Raw genomic sequence first — 15,163 nt, forward strand, 5'->3', positions numbered from 1 at the left:
ATACCTTATTTTGATGGATTATAATATTTTGGATTTTTGAAAAATTCATCTTTTAAATCCTTGACTTCATCAGATAATATTAATAAACCTATCATATTTGGAATTATTATGGTGGCTAATAATATATCTAAGAAATTATATAAAAATTCAATTCCACCATAAACCCCTAATATTATAGAAAGCAAATATATAATAACCATAACATTGGAAAATTTAGCACCAAATAGGAATTCTGCTTGAGTTTTTCCATAATAAGCGATTACGATAATAGTTGATAGTACAAATAGTAGCATGCTAATAGTTGCAATTCCTCCACCTAAGGTGTTTCCTAATAACTGTTGGAAAGCTACAGCAGGCATACTAGCTGCTTGATCTATAGGAACTGTTTTATATACTCCAGAGACTAATACAACCAATGCAGTTATAGTACAAACTATCAATGTATCTACAACTATTTCGAATATACCCCACATAGCTTGACGTGCGGGATGGTCGGTAATTGCAGCAGAATGAGCGATTGGTGCAGTACCCATACCAGCTTCGTTGGAATAGACTCCTCTTGCTGTTCCCCACCTAATTGCTTGTGCTACACCAGCACCAGCAATACCGCCTACTGCAGCGAAAGGTGTAAATGCATGTTTAAATATTAAACCAAGAGCCTTAGGTAATTCTGTAATATTTACTATTATAATTATTAAACCACCTATTATATACAATAGTGCCATAAAAGGAACTAACTTTTCAGTAAAATTAGCAATTTTTTTTATACCACCAAATACTACTAGTCCAACAAGAATCACAAGGGCACAACCTGTTATCCAACTAGGAATATTAATAGTTGCGGCAGTTTGAGCTGCAGAAGCTGATTGAGTTGCAATAGATGGAATTATTTCAAGCATTAAGAAGAAAGAGAAAATTATACCTAAAACTTTACCTAAACTGGATTTTATTCCTTTACTTAGAAAGTACATAGGACCTCCTACATGTTCGCCTTCTTCGTTTAATTCTCTATATTTTATACCTAATGTTATTTCTGAAAACTTAGCTGCACTAGCAATTAAAGCTACAATCCACATCCAAAATACAGCCCCTGGACCACCATAAGCAATAGCTACAGGTACTCCTACTATATTAGCAGCTCCAATAGTGGAGGCTAAAGCTGCTGTTGCTGCTTGGAAAGGAGTAACAGTACCTTCTCCTTCGGATTTTTTAAACATTTTGCCAAAAGTTTCTTTCATTATAAATGGAAAATACTTAAATTGGAAAAAACCTAATTTAATGGTTAAAAAAATACTTCCACCAACTAAAATAACTAACATAGGTATTCCCCAGAGCCAATTTGAGAAGTTGATAACAGCGTTTATGAAGTTTTCCATAAAAACCCTCCTAATTTTTAAATTTAAATTATAAAAAATATAAAATCAATATATCACTAAATATTTACCACCTCCGTTTATTATTTTAAATATCAGCATAATATTTTCTATATATTTTAAATATAGCAATAATTATGCCAATTATATTGTTACTGAGATAAAAAATATTTCAAGCTGTATTGCACAAGCTATTGCGCAAATAAGGATAGTTTTTATTTTATTTTTTAAAATTAAAATTTCTACTATTATTTATTTAATTTACAAAAAATAAAGACAAATGCAAAAAAATTTTTGCATTTGTCTTTAGATGGTAAACTATTATTATTTAAATTTTATGCCATAGGTATCAATTTTATACTTTAAAGTTTGTCTTGATATTTTGAGTAATTTTGCTGCTTCATTTAAAGTGTTACTACTTTCAAGGGCTAATTTTATATAGTTTATTTCAAAATCTCTAAGGGCAGTGTTTAAACAAAATTCACTGTTAATATTGCTGCTATTTTCTTCAGTTTTCATTTGATTTTTTACATAATAAGGTATTTCTTTTTCATCTATTATATTATTTTCTGTAAAATTAAAGGCAGATTCAATAACATGTTTTAATTCCCTTACATTCCCAGGCCAATTATATTCCATAAACAAATCCATAACTTGTTTGCTTACACCTTTTATATTTTTATCCATTTTTGAATTGTATTCTTGAATGAAACTATCTACTAATAAAGGTATGTCTTCTTTTCTTTCTCTTAGAGGGGGAACACTTATTAATACTACACCTAATCTATAAAATAAGTCTTGCCTTAATTTATTTTGTTCTATAACAAAATGAGGATCTTCATTTAATGTGGAGATTATCCTCACATCAACATTTACTAAGTTAGAGCCACCTATTCTTCTAATAATATTGCTTTCTGTAGCTCTTAATAATTTAGATTGAAGATTTATATCCATAGAATTTAATTCATCTAATACTAAAGTACCACCGTCTGCCATTTCAAATAGTCCCATTTTATTTTCTGCTCCAGTGAAACTTCCTTTGGTTGTTCCAAAGAATATACTTTCACCTAAGGTTAAAGGAATAGCAGAGCAGTTTTGTATTATAAAAGGATTGTGTTTTCGAAAACTGTGGTTGTGTATAGCTTGTGCTATTAAATCTTTTCCAGTGCCTGTTTCCCCATAAATCATAACAGGGGAGTTGGTTTTAGCAGCTTTTAATGTTTTGTTTTTTACCTTAATCATGGTAGGATTATTGGTTAGTATATCATCTATGGTAAAGGAAGAATTACTGTAATTGAAGCTATCTTTGATCCTTTGTTCATCAAATTTTCTTAAATCCAAATCATAATATTTATTAATATCTATAGCACCAATTACCTCATTTCCCGCCATTAAAGGTAGAGTAGTGGTTAATACAGTTACAGTTCTTTCTTTAAATAAATTTAAATGCTGTTTTTCATTTATTATTGGTTCTCCGCTTTTTAGTACTCTCATTACCGTAGAGGTTTCTTCATTTAAATGTTGATGCAATTCTAATATATGAAGACCTACTGGATTTTCTACTATTTTAGTTCCTGCGCTTCTAAATATTTTATAAAATTCTATATATCCATCTTTATCAGTTACTACGAAAAAATCTGCATAATTAAATAATTTCGGGAGATTTTCAAGGGATTTTTTAAGCATTATATATATATCACTCCTTGATATTTTATTAAGTACTTAAAACATAAGTTTTATTATTTATATTATATATCATATAAAAATTTCTGTCATAGCATAATTTATTTTCTATTTATATTTTATTTAATTTTTATTTTTAATCATTATATAATTGTGTTATAATATAATGTAGTCTTAATTAAATCAAAGTAAATGATTGGGGGATTTTAAGAATGATGAAAAGATTTACAAGTTCCAATACCTTTAAATATGGTATATTAGCGATATTATTGGTATTGGTTATAAGTGTAACTGGATGTGAAAAAAATGCAGAAATTGTAGCTAAGGTAAATGATGAGGTTATAACTAAAGACGAGCTATATGAAGCTTTGGTGGAACAAAATGGAGAACAGGTACTTGGCACATTGATATCTGAAAAGATTATTGATTTAGAAGCTAAAAAAAATAAGATTGATGTTAAAGATGAGGAAATAGAAGAAAAAGTTGAAACCATGAAGGAAAATTTTGGAGGAGAAGAAGGATTGAATCAAGCTATGGCTTATTATGGATTTACTATGGATGATTTGAAAAAGGGCATGGCTATGAATATAAAGATTAAAAAGCTTTTAGGACCTAATATTTCCATAACAGAAGAAGAGATGAAAGATTATTTTAAGAATAATAAGGAAGCATTTGATCAAGAAGAACAAGTGAAAGCTCGTCATATATTAGTTGAAACAGAAGATGAAGCTAAAGAAGTTATAAAGAAGTTAAAAGCAGGAGAAGATTTTGCTAAACTTGCAAAAGAATATTCAAAAGATGAATCTAATAAAGATTCAGGTGGAGATTTAGGATTTTTTGGAAAAGGAAAAATGGTAAAAGAATTTGAAGATGTAGCTTTTTCTCTAAAAGCAAATGAGATTAGCGAACCTGTAAAAACTACTTATGGATACCATGTAATCGAGGTATTGGACAAAAAAGAGGCAAAAGAAGCTAAATATGAAGAAAACAAAGATAAAATAAAGGAAATTTTATTAGAGGAAAAGATTCCTGCTGAATATGAAAAATGGTATCAAGAAAAATTAGCAGAATACAAAGTAAAAAATTATCTTGCTGAAGAAAAATAAAAAAAGTTGATAACTTTTGTTATCAACTTTTTTTATTTTTTATATATTACATTTTTTAATGCCAATTTTATATTTGCTTGGATTCTAAAGTTTATACTTATTATCAAAATCATCTACAGCCTTGACTACTAAATTAGAAAGCCCGACTAAAGCAATTAAGTTTGGAATTACCATAAGTGCATTGAAGGTATCTGCCAATTCCCATACGAGTTCCACTTCTAAAGTTGTTCCTAAAATTAGCATAATAGGTACTATCATCCTATAATATTTAACTGCATCTTTACCAAATAGATATTTTATATTGGCTTCTCCAAAATAATACCATCCTATTATGGTAGAAAAAGCAAAGAAGAATAATGATATGGCTACGAAGTAATTACCTATATTTCCTAAATTGCTAAAACCTATTTCAAAAGCTTTTTGGGTAAGTTCAGCTCCAGTTAATCCTGTACCTAATACTCCAGTGGTTAATATAACTAATGCAGTAAGGGTACATACTATTCCTGTGTCCACAATAACTCCTATTATAGCAACTAAACCTTGTTGAACTGGATTATCAACTTTTGCAACGGCATGAGCATGAGGTGTAGAACCCATACCTGCTTCATTAGAAAACAATCCTCTAGCCACTCCATATCTAATGGATTCTTTAACTGTAACACCCATAACTCCACCGGCAATTGCTTTTGGATTAAAGGCTCCATATATTATCGTTTTAAATGCAGGTATAATATTTTCATGATTAAGGAAAATTATAATTAAAGATCCAAGTATATACAATACTGCCATTAAAGGTACAATTTTTTCTGTAAAAGAACCTATACGTTCTATACCTCCAGAAAATATTATAAAAGCTAATATTGCAACTATTACACCTATTATTAAATTTGGTATATTAAATGCATTATTTATAGCTAGTGCTATTGAGTTTGCTTGAACCATATTACCCATAAATCCTAGAGCAAGAATTATGGCTACAGAAAAAAAGCCTGCTAAAAACTTATTTTTAAGACCATATCTAATATAATATGCTGGTCCACCAACTAATTCGCCATTGTCAGTTTTTCTAAATAATTGTGCTAATACAGCTTCAGCAAATATAGTTGCCATTCCAAAAAAAGCACTTATCCACATCCAAAATATAGCACCAGGACCTCCAGAAACCATTGCAGTTGCAACACCAGCTAAATTCCCAGTTCCAACTTGAGCAGCTATTGCAGTAGATAAGGATTGTAAAGATGACAAACCTATTTCTTTTGTTTCTTTTTTAGGCTTAACGAACATTTGTTTTATAGCAGTTCCTAATTTTGTTATTTGTATGCCTTTAAGTTTTATTGTGAATAAAACTCCTGTACCTAATAGAGCTATAAGTAATATTGGTCCCCATAAAACTTCATTAATGCTTTTAACTAAATTTAACGCTGCATTGTTATCCATTTGTGCTACCTCCTAAATAGTATTTGTTAAATTATTATTTGTAATACTAAAAAATTTATAATGCTTTGCGTTAGTGAATTTATTAACAGTCAAAGTATATATTGCAAACTTCGAAAAATTTCAAAAAACTACAAAAATGTTTTTGCTTCTGTTTTATCTAAATAAGTAAGAATCTTTTTAAAGGATATAGAATAAAGCTATATAACTAAATAGATTTAAAGTTTTGTTTATGGGTATTTATTATATAAAAAGGTATAGTATTATAAAGGAATAAATTGGAAAGGTGGTTTTGGTGGATAAAATATTCAAAGAAGATTCTATTAATAAAGGAGTAAAAAACCTTGCTAAAATGATTAAAGAGTCTGAGTATACTGTAGTACTTACAGGAGCAGGAATGGATACGGAAAGTAATATACCAGATTTTAGGGGAAAGGATGGATGGTGGGAAAATATAGATCCAATACAAGTTGCTAGTATTCATACCTTTGAGAGCAATTATCCATTATTTCATGAATTTTATTCTATGCGGATTAAAACTTTGGAAGGAGTAGAGCCTCATAAGGGGCATTATGTATTAGCTGATTTAGAAAAGAAGGGATTAATTCATAGTATAGCAACCCAAAATGTATCTGGCTTACACCAAAAAGCAGGGAGCAATAATGTATATGAACTTCATGGGAATATTAGAACTATAAGATGTAACCACTGTAATAAGGAAGTGAAATTGGAGGATTTTTTAGCAGGAGAAAATTGTAGTTTTTGTGGTAAAAAAGCCTTAAGACCTAATGTGGTATTATTTGGAGAAGCTTTGCCTATAGATGTTTGGATTAAAGCTGAAGAGGATATTAAGAAGTCTCAGCTATTGATTATTATAGGTACTAGTTTAGAGGTATATCCAGTTAATTTTCTTCCCATGTATGCGAAGGGGAAAATAGTACTTATAAATAATGAAGATATAAATGCAAACTATGAATTTGATATTAAACTCATAGGAAAAGCTGGAGAAATATTAAAGGAGTTAGAGAAATATGTAGAATAAATAAAAAACCATAGTTGGTAATGCATTACTAACTATGGTTTTTATACTATTTAAGTTTTTAATATGCCCATGTGGGATTTATAAATTTGTATTTTTCATCTAATGGTTCTATAGATTTAATTATACTGCCTCCAAGGCATATTTCATCTTGATATAATACTGCCACTTGCCCAGGAGTTACAGCCTTAACTGGATAGTCGTATTTTATATAAAGTTCTCCATTATCTAATATATTAACAGTTACTGGGATATCTTTCTGTCTATATCTAAATTTAGCTGTACATTTTAAAGGCATATCAGGGGCATTTCCTATTATCCATTTGGGAGGTTCTCCAATTAATGAGATAGAGTACAGAGCAGGATGGTTTTCTCCTTGAGCCACATATAGTATATTATTTTTTAAATCTTTTCCTGCTACAAACCAAGGTTCTCCTGTTCCTATTCCACCTATGCCTATACCTCTTCTTTGTCCTAAAGTATAGTGAATAAGACCAGTATGTCTGCCTATTTTGCCTCCATCTACATTTACAATATCTCCTTCCTTAGTTAATAGATATTCATCTAAAAACTTATCAAAATCGTCCCTTTCACCAATGAAGCATATACCAGTAGAATCCTTTTTGTGTGCAGTATATAGATTGTGTTCTTCTGCTATTTTTCTAACTTCTTTCTTAGTTAAATGACCTATAGGAAACAAGGTTTTAGAGAGGGCTTTTTGATCTATTCTGGATAAAAAATAGCTTTGATCCTTATTTTTATCAATTCCTCTCAAAAGATAATATTTTCCATCTATTTCTTTTACTCTAGCATAATGTCCCATTGCTATATAATCTGCATCTAGTTTTAATGCATAATCTAAGAAAGCATTAAACTTTATTTCTTGGTTACACATTACATCGGGATTTGGAGTTCTACCTTTTTTATATTCATCTAAGAAATAACTAAATACCCTATCCCAATATTCTTTTTCAAAATTTATAGTATAAAAGGGGATGTTCAATTGACTTGCAACCCTTCTAGCGTCATTAGCATCTTCTGTAGCTGTACATACTCCATATTCATCTTTTTCTTCCCAGTTTTTCATAAAAATTCCTATAACTTCATATCCTGCTTCTTTAAGTAATAAGGCAGCAACTGATGAATCTACGCCTCCGCTCATACCTAATATAACTCTTTTTTTCATAAACATCTTCCCTTTCATTTTAAAAATTAAAATACGTTCATTAATATATTATCATAAAATGTTACTTATATACTAGTCTAGAGTTTTCCTTTTTTTAAGGAAGCTGAAAATGAATACAATTATTTATTGATGATAATATAATTTAAAAATATCAGAGTTAGGTTGTAAATAGCATTAGAACAATGAACTTATTATTAACTATTGGTTTTATTGCAATACTTTCTCAAATAGAAAAAGCGTTAAAGAATTTATGGTATTCCTGAATTTGATTATTTATTATTTAAATTTTGGAGAAACTCTAGAAATATAATAGTTGAACTAAAATTAAAAATGCTTTATAATACACAAGGGAATTTAATAACAAAAATATGAGGAGGTTTTTATATGAGCCAAAATAAGAAGAAAAAGATGGAATTTCCCACAGCTTTTACAGTATTATTTATAATATTAATACTAGCGGCTTTATTGACTTACATAGTTCCCGCTGGATTATATTCAAAGCTGTGGTATGATGGTGAACAAAATTTATTTGTAGTAGAAGATCACAAAGGAGAGTTGACTACTTTTCCAGCAACACAAGAGACTCTAGATAATCTAAATATAAAATTAGATGTAACAAAATTTACAGGTGGAAGTATTAAAAAACCTATTGCAATACCAGATACTTATAAACCTATAGAACAATCTCCTCAAGGATTGTTATCTGTTATAATGGCTCCTGTAGAAGGAGTAATGGATACCGTTGATATAATGGTGTTTGTGCTTATACTAGGAGGAATTATTGGGTTGATCAACAAGACTGGTACCTTTGATGCAGGCATTGCAGCTTTATCTAGAAAGACTAAAGGGAAAGAATTTTTATTGGTAGCATTTGTATCAATTTTAATAGCTTTAGGAGGTACTACATTTGGTTTAGCAGAAGAAACTATAGCTTTATACCCTATACTTATGCCTATATTTATAGCCAGTGGATATGATGCTATAGTTTGTATTGCTGCAATTTATATGGGTTCTTCTATAGGTACAATGTTTTCTACAGTAAATCCTTTTTCTGTAGCAATAGCATCTAATGCTGCTGGAATATCTTTTAAGGAAGGATTAGTATTTCGTGTAGTTTCATTGGTACTAGCTATGGCAATAACTCTTATATATATTTACCGATATGCTAAGAAGGTGAAGGAAGATCCTAGAAATTCTATAATTTATGAAGATATGGATAGGATAGAAGAAAAGTTTTTAAAGGATTATAATCCAGAAAATGTAATACCTTTTAATTGGAGAAGAATGTTGATATTATTAGTATTTTTATCTGCTTTTCCAATTATGATTTGGGGAGTATCTACTGGAAAATGGTGGTTCCCAGAAATGTCAGGATTGTTTTTGGCAGTAGCCATTATAATTATGTTCCTATCAGGGTTTTCAGAAAAGGAAGCAGTAAATACCTTTTTAGAAGGAGCAGCAGATTTAATAGGAGTAGTACTTATAATTGGAGTGGCTAGAGCTATTAATATAGTGATGGATAAAGGGATGATTTCAGACACCCTTTTATATTACACATCATCTATTATTAAGAATATGAATGCAGGAGTATTTTCAGTAGTTCAAATGATATTGTTTAGTATTTTAGGGTTTTTTGTACCTTCATCATCAGGGCTGGCAACATTATCTATGCCTATAATGGCTCCTTTGGCTGATACAGTAGGATTATCTAGAGCAGTAGTAGTAACAGCTTATAATTGGGGTCAAGGATGGATGGCATTTATTACTCCAACAGGGCTTATATTAGCAACTTTGGAGATGGTAGATGTAACCTATGACAAGTGGTTGAAGTTTATATTACCATTGATGGGAATCATAGGAGTATTTGCAGCATTAATGCTTGTAGTTCATACTATTATTATATAAAAAAGGGAACCGATCGGTTCCCTTTTAATTTAGTGTACATAGATGGACAACAATTTGGTGTGAAAGTTCACTACTACTTGAATAATTCTTACTGGCAAAAATCTTAAATTCATCCAAGAGTGTTAATAATTTGACAATCGGTACATATTTTGATATTCTTTTAATTAAGTAGATGAAAATATGAAATATTGTTATAGATGATTTATAATAATAAAATGGAGGGATGCCTATGAAAAAGGAAGTACCAATTAATGATGCACATCGTTTGATAAATACAGGATGTGTTCTTTTAGTAACTAGTGCTGATGAAGATAGGGAAAATGTTATGACTTTAGCTTGGCATACTCCTGTATCTTCAAAGCCTTTGTTATTAGGTATTGCAGTTGCAGCTTCACATTTTACCACTGAATTGATAAACAAGAGTAGAGAATTTGTTTTAAATATTCCAGGGGCTAATCTATTAAATCAAGTTGGGAAATGTGGTGAAGTTATAGCTTCTTCAGTAGATGAAGAGCTATTTGTTGATTCATCTTGGAATGAAAAAGCTAAGTTGATTCATCATTTAGGAGGAAATAAATATTATGTAAGTGGTCAGCAAAAGATTTTATAATTATGATAAAAAGCACTTCACAGGTGAAATACTTGTGAAGTGCTTTTAGTACATAAAGGTAATAAAGGGTATAATTTCCCTTCTGATTTTATAACAATTCTTTTCTGAGCTCTTCTCCTGTTTTTGGAGAAAGATATCCAAGGGGAATATCAAATACAGTAAAAGCACCTTTTTTTCCATCTAATGCTAATCTATAAATGGCTCTAGCAAAAGCAACTACAACAGATGCAGTAAATTCTGGATTATCTTCCAATGAAAGACTAAATTCCATTACATGTTTATGTTTTTTATTAGTAGTACCAGTACCTATAACTCGACCACCGTGGGGCATTTTAGAATGATTTTTTATTAAGTCTTCTTCAGTAATAAAATGTACAGTAGTATCAAATCCTTGAAAGTAATTGGGCATAGATTTAATTTCTTTTTCAATTCTATCTTTATCTTCAAAATCATAAGGTACAACATAACAAACCCTTTTATGCATATCTTCTTTTTTCAAAGAAGGATTCTTACCTGCTTTTATTTCTTCTATTGTTTTTTCAGAAGGAATAGTATATTGTACTGCATTTTTAACCCCTTTAATTCTTCTTATAGCATCAGAGTGCCCTTGGCTTACGCCTTTTCCCCAGAAAGTGTAGCATTGCCCATTAGGAAATATTGTTTGAGCTAATAGTCGATTTAATGAAAAAAGCCCTGGATCCCATCCTACAGATATTAAGCTAACTTTATTTGATTTTTTCGCAATATTATCTATCATATTGAAGTAATTTGGGATATTTTTGTGATTATCATAACTATCTATAGTATTGAAATGTTCTGCAAGTTTTGGACATTGTTCTGGCAAATCTTTTGCAGAGCCACCACATAGAAACATTACATCTATTTTATCCTTATAATCTAACACCTTATTAAAAGATATAATATTTGAATTAGAATCAATATCGTCTATATTTCTTCTAGTAAATATCCCTATTAATTCAAAATCTGGATTATTATTTAACGCTAATTCTACTCCTTTACCTAGATTGCCATATCCAACTATTCCTACTCGTATTTTACTATACATGTTTTCACCTCTGTTTTAAATTAATTTATAAGTGTTAATCGCCTATAGCAAATAAAAATTCTCCTTCACAGGCAAGTTCATCATCTACAAAAGCTTTTCCTTGTCCTATCCCAATACTTCCTCTTAATCGTGTAATCTCTACTTCCATATTTAAAGTATCTCCTGGTATTACTTTTCTTTTAAATCTTACTTTATTTAATCCAGCAAAATAAGGGGTTTTCCCTTGGAATTTTTCTTCGCTTAATAGAATAATAGCTCCTACTTGTGCTAAAGCTTCAACTATTAATACTCCTGGCATAATAGGTTCTTCAGGAAAATGACCTGTAAAAAAAGGTTCACCAATAGTTACATTTTTATACCCAATACCTTTTTTCCCAGGAGTTAATATTTCAGCTTTATCAACCAATAAAAAAGGAGATCTATGGGGAATAATCTTTTTTATTTCATTTATATTTAATTTATTTGACATATAAACACCTCCAAATTTTATTATAGCTACATTATATCATACCATTTATTAATTATAGAAGATGAGATTTTTTATAAAGTACATTATATAATTTTTATATATCAGATCCAACTTATTTTATGATTAAGGTTTGATATCTAGTAAATTTTTCCTAAATTTTACTCAAAACAAATAAAAAATTAATGACTTTTTATTTGTTTTCATATATAATAATATACGTATAAATAGCTCATATAAATTAAGGAGTTATTTTTTTGTATTTAGTGGGAAAATTCAACTTTAAGAAATATTACTTTTTTTTTAATATGAAAGATGATATAATAATATTGTCGACATGTATGTCGACAATATTATTGTAATAGGAGGTGCTAAATTGAACTATGCAACATATGTAGGAATTACTGGAATAGGAAGTGCTGTGCCAGATAAAGTTATTACAAATGATGATCTAAGTAAAATAGTAGATACCTCAGATGAATGGATAAGAACTAGAACTGGTATTAGGGAAAGAAGAATAGTAGAAGACGATATAGCTACATCTGATTTATGTACAGAGGCAGCAGAGAAAGCTTTAAAGGATGCCAAAGTAGATCCAAAGGATATAGATTTGATAATAGTAGCTACAGTTACACCGGATATGGCATTCCCATCTACAGCTTGTATTGTACAAAAAAATTTAGGAGCTATAAATGCTGCAGCTTTCGATATGTCTGTAGGTTGTTCAGGATTTTTATATGGATTGGCTACAGGAATAAATTTTATAAAAACAGGAGCTTATGAAAAAGTATTAGTAATTGGATCCGAAGTTTTATCAAAGATAATGGACTGGAAAGACAGAACTACTTGTGTATTGTTTGGTGATGGTGCTGGAGCCTGTGTGTTGGAAAGATGTGAAGAAGGTCTAGGAATACTATCTTATAAATTAGGAGCAGATGGTAAAAATGGACATTTTTTAACTCAACCGGCAGGTGGTTCTAGGATGCCAGCTTCTATTGAAACAGTAAATAATAGACTTCATTATATACACATGGATGGAAGGGAAGTTTTTAAATTTGCTGTAAGAGCTATGGAGAAGGCATCTGTTGAGGCTTTAAAAGAAGTAAATATGGAACTAGGGGATATAGATTTTTTAATTCCTCATCAAGCTAATATTAGGATAATCAATTCTGCAGCCAAAAGATTAAAGGTACCAAAGGATAGAGTGTATGTAAATTTAGATCGCTATGGAAATATGTCCTCTGCTTCTATACCTGTAGCTTTAGATGAAGCTTATAGAGAAGGACTTATAAAGAAAGGTGATAATATACTTATGGTAGCATTTGGAGCAGGATTAACTTGGGCATCAGTAATATTAAAATGGGCAAAGTGATGGAGGTATCATGTATGTTTTATACTAGAGTATGTGAAGTATTAAATATTAAATATCCAATTTTACAAGGCGGAATGGCTTGGGCTGCTACTCATGAATTAGCTCAAGGAGTATCCAATGCAGGAGGGTTAGGAGTTATAGCTGCAGGGAATGCACCAAAAGAAATAGTAAAAAAGGAAATAGAAAATATACGCAAAAATACAGATAAACCTTTTGGAGTTAATATAATGCTTATGTCTCCCTTTGCAGAGGATATTATAGATTTAGTATGTGAAGAAAGAGTACCCGTTGTAACTACGGGTGCAGGAAATCCAGGAAAATATATGGAAAGATTTAAACAAGCTGGGATAAAAGTTATACCTGTAGTGCCTACAGTGGCTTTAGCTAGAAGACTTGAAAGGGAAGGCGCTGATGCTTTAATTGTGGAAGGAACAGAAGCAGGTGGACATATTGGAGAATTAACCACTATGGCTATAGTTCCTCAGGTTGTTGATGCAGTGGATATTCCAGTTATTGCAGCAGGAGGTATTGCTGATGGTAGAGGATTTTTAGCTGCTTTATCCTTGGGAGCAGAAGGAGTTCAAATGGGTACTAGATTTGTTTGTTCTACTGAATGTATAGCTCATAAAAATTATAAAGAAAGAATAATAAAAGCTAAGGATAGGGAAGCAATAGTTACAGGTAGAAGTACTGGTTATCCTGTAAGAGTATTGAAGAATAAATTTACACGGGAATATTTAGAATTGGAAAAGAAAGGAGTTCCCTTCGAGGAATTAGAAAAGTTAGGAGCAGGAAGATTAAGATTAGCTGTAATGGAAGGGGACATGGACAATGGTTCAGTAATGGCAGGACAAATTTCTGGATTAATAAAGGATATTAAGACATGTGAAGAAATAATAAGTAATATAATAGAAGAGGCAGAAGAAAATTTAGACAGATTAAATAAATTAAAAAGGGGTGAATAATATGGGAAAGACAGCTTTCATTTTTCCAGGTCAAGGTGCTCAGTTTGTTGGTATGGGAAAGGACTTTTATGATAACTTTTCTGTTGCTAGAGAAGTATTTGATATAGCAGATGAAAGTTTAGGTAAATATATAAGTAAATTATGTTTTGAAGGACCTGATGAAGAACTTGTAAAGACTGAAAATACGCAACCAGCAATTCTTGCTACTAGCATTGCTATATATAAGGCACTTCAGCAGGAAGGTGTGGATTTTGAGTATGCTGCAGGTTTGAGCTTAGGTGAATATACTGCCCTTGTTAGTGCTAATGCTCTTGAACTTGAAGAAGCTCTTCCTTTAGTACAAAAAAGAGGGAAGTTAATGCAGGAAGCTGTTCCTTTAGGAAAAGGTGGTATGGCAGCTGTATTAGGACTTGAAAAGGACAAAGTAGAGGAAGCTATAAATAAAGTAAAGGATTTTGGTGTAGTGGAAATAGCCAATTATAATTGTCCTGGTCAAATAGTTATATCGGGAGAGAGAGATGTATTAAAATTAGCAGCAGAAGAAGCGAAAAAACTGGGAGCCAAAAAGATAGTTTTTTTACCAGTGAGTGCTCCATTCCATTGTAGTTTATTACAGCCTGCAGGAGAAAGATTGAAAGAGGAGTTAAAAAAGGTTAAAATAAATGATTTGAATAAGGTAGTTGTAGCAAATGTGGATGCAAAACCAATAAAGGATAAAGAAGAAGTTCCTCCTCGCCTTATACGCCAAGTAAGTAATTCTGTATTATGGTGTGATTCTGTAAATACAATGATTGACAATGGAGTGGATACATTTGTTGAAGTAGGTCCAGGAAAGAGCTTAACAGGATTTGTAAAGAGAACTGCTAAAGCAAGAGGAGTACAAGTAAATACTTTAAATATAAGTAATATAGATGATTTTAAAGAGGCTTGTGAATTTTTAAGTAGAGAGGGGTAATTT

At 30.7% G+C, this 15,163-nt stretch carries 13 protein-coding genes; 7 read left to right on the forward strand and 6 right to left on the reverse strand.

The window, feature by feature from the left end:
• Positions 1-5: 5 nt before the first annotated feature.
• Complete coding sequence (locus JL105_RS02900; protein ID WP_132026497.1) at positions 6-1,376, reverse strand: alanine/glycine:cation symporter family protein; 1,371 nt, start codon at positions 1,374-1,376, stop codon at positions 6-8.
• A 321-nt stretch (positions 1,377-1,697) separates the two neighbouring features.
• A complete protein-coding gene (locus JL105_RS02905; RefSeq protein ID WP_132026499.1) occupies positions 1,698-3,059 on the reverse strand; it encodes a sigma-54 interaction domain-containing protein in 1,362 nt (453 codons plus the stop codon).
• Between the two features lie 209 nt (positions 3,060-3,268).
• On the opposite strand from JL105_RS02905, the gene JL105_RS02910 reads away from it, so the two are divergent.
• Positions 3,269-4,162, forward strand: coding sequence for a peptidylprolyl isomerase (locus JL105_RS02910; RefSeq protein ID WP_132026501.1), 894 nt, complete (start codon positions 3,269-3,271; stop codon positions 4,160-4,162).
• 84 nt (positions 4,163-4,246) lie between these two features.
• Here JL105_RS02910 and JL105_RS02915 read toward each other — a convergent pair whose 3' ends face one another.
• Positions 4,247-5,599, reverse strand: a complete 1,353-nt coding sequence (locus JL105_RS02915; RefSeq protein ID WP_132026503.1) for an alanine/glycine:cation symporter family protein — start codon at positions 5,597-5,599, stop codon at positions 4,247-4,249.
• A 292-nt stretch (positions 5,600-5,891) separates the two neighbouring features.
• Between JL105_RS02915 and JL105_RS02920 the strand changes: the two genes are divergently transcribed.
• A complete protein-coding gene (locus tag JL105_RS02920; RefSeq protein WP_237722295.1) occupies positions 5,892-6,638 on the forward strand; it encodes an SIR2 family NAD-dependent protein deacylase in 747 nt (248 codons plus the stop codon).
• Positions 6,639-6,696: 58 nt separating this feature from the next.
• Here the strand turns inward: JL105_RS02920 and mnmA are convergent, their stop codons facing one another.
• Positions 6,697-7,827: a tRNA 2-thiouridine(34) synthase MnmA gene (gene mnmA / locus JL105_RS02925; RefSeq protein WP_202690598.1), complete on the reverse strand. Its 1,131-nt coding sequence runs from the start codon at positions 7,825-7,827 to the stop codon at positions 6,697-6,699.
• A gap of 378 nt (positions 7,828-8,205) precedes the next feature.
• Here mnmA and JL105_RS02930 point away from each other — a divergent pair, with 378 nt between their 5' ends.
• Positions 8,206-9,726, forward strand: a complete 1,521-nt coding sequence (locus JL105_RS02930) for a YfcC family protein (protein WP_132026507.1) — start codon at positions 8,206-8,208, stop codon at positions 9,724-9,726.
• 229 nt (positions 9,727-9,955) lie between these two features.
• Positions 9,956-10,336, forward strand: coding sequence for a flavin reductase family protein (locus JL105_RS02935; protein ID WP_158279981.1), 381 nt, complete (start codon positions 9,956-9,958; stop codon positions 10,334-10,336).
• A gap of 88 nt (positions 10,337-10,424) precedes the next feature.
• On the opposite strand, the gene JL105_RS02940 is transcribed toward JL105_RS02935, so the two are convergent.
• Positions 10,425-11,402, reverse strand: a complete 978-nt coding sequence (locus tag JL105_RS02940; protein WP_132026511.1) for a diaminopimelate dehydrogenase — start codon at positions 11,400-11,402, stop codon at positions 10,425-10,427.
• A 34-nt stretch (positions 11,403-11,436) separates the two neighbouring features.
• Positions 11,437-11,871, reverse strand: coding sequence for a 3-hydroxyacyl-ACP dehydratase FabZ (gene fabZ / locus JL105_RS02945; RefSeq protein WP_132026513.1), 435 nt, complete (start codon positions 11,869-11,871; stop codon positions 11,437-11,439).
• Positions 11,872-12,244: 373 nt separating this feature from the next.
• On the opposite strand from fabZ, the gene JL105_RS02950 reads away from it, so the two are divergent.
• From JL105_RS02950 to fabD, 3 genes are read left to right on the forward strand one after another with little or no spacing between them, the layout of a single operon-like run.
• Positions 12,245-13,240 (forward strand): beta-ketoacyl-ACP synthase III, encoded by a 996-nt coding sequence (locus tag JL105_RS02950; protein WP_237722296.1) that lies wholly within the window; start codon positions 12,245-12,247, stop codon positions 13,238-13,240.
• 14 nt (positions 13,241-13,254) lie between these two features.
• Entirely contained in the window at positions 13,255-14,205 is a 951-nt protein-coding gene (gene fabK / locus JL105_RS02955; protein ID WP_132026518.1) for an enoyl-[acyl-carrier-protein] reductase FabK, read from the forward strand.
• Position 14,206: 1 nt separating this feature from the next.
• Positions 14,207-15,160: an ACP S-malonyltransferase gene (gene fabD / locus JL105_RS02960; protein WP_132026520.1), complete on the forward strand. Its 954-nt coding sequence runs from the start codon at positions 14,207-14,209 to the stop codon at positions 15,158-15,160.
• Positions 15,161-15,163: the final 3 nt, after the last annotated feature.

The sequence above is a fragment of the Keratinibaculum paraultunense genome, assembly GCF_016767175.1.
GTDB lineage: Bacteria > Bacillota > Clostridia > Tissierellales > Tepidimicrobiaceae > Keratinibaculum > Keratinibaculum paraultunense.

Excerpts from the sequence above, each read along its gene's own strand:
- JL105_RS02900 (WP_132026497.1), bottom strand. The coding sequence starts at position 1,376 with ATGGAAAACTTCATAAACGCTGTTATCAACTTCTCAAATTGGCTCTGG.
- JL105_RS02905 (WP_132026499.1), bottom strand. The coding sequence starts at position 3,059 with ATGCTTAAAAAATCCCTTGAAAATCTCCCGAAATTATTTAATTATGCA.
- JL105_RS02910 (WP_132026501.1), top strand. The coding sequence starts at position 3,269 with ATGATGAAAAGATTTACAAGTTCCAATACCTTTAAATATGGTATATTA.
- JL105_RS02915 (WP_132026503.1), bottom strand. The coding sequence starts at position 5,599 with ATGGATAACAATGCAGCGTTAAATTTAGTTAAAAGCATTAATGAAGTT.
- mnmA (WP_202690598.1), bottom strand. The coding sequence starts at position 7,827 with ATGTTTATGAAAAAAAGAGTTATATTAGGTATGAGCGGAGGCGTAGAT.
- JL105_RS02930 (WP_132026507.1), top strand. The coding sequence starts at position 8,206 with ATGAGCCAAAATAAGAAGAAAAAGATGGAATTTCCCACAGCTTTTACA.
- JL105_RS02935 (WP_158279981.1), top strand. The coding sequence starts at position 9,956 with ATGAAAAAGGAAGTACCAATTAATGATGCACATCGTTTGATAAATACA.
- JL105_RS02940 (WP_132026511.1), bottom strand. The coding sequence starts at position 11,402 with ATGTATAGTAAAATACGAGTAGGAATAGTTGGATATGGCAATCTAGGT.
- fabZ (WP_132026513.1), bottom strand. The coding sequence starts at position 11,871 with ATGTCAAATAAATTAAATATAAATGAAATAAAAAAGATTATTCCCCAT.
- fabK (WP_132026518.1), top strand. The coding sequence starts at position 13,255 with ATGTTTTATACTAGAGTATGTGAAGTATTAAATATTAAATATCCAATT.
- fabD (WP_132026520.1), top strand. The coding sequence starts at position 14,207 with ATGGGAAAGACAGCTTTCATTTTTCCAGGTCAAGGTGCTCAGTTTGTT.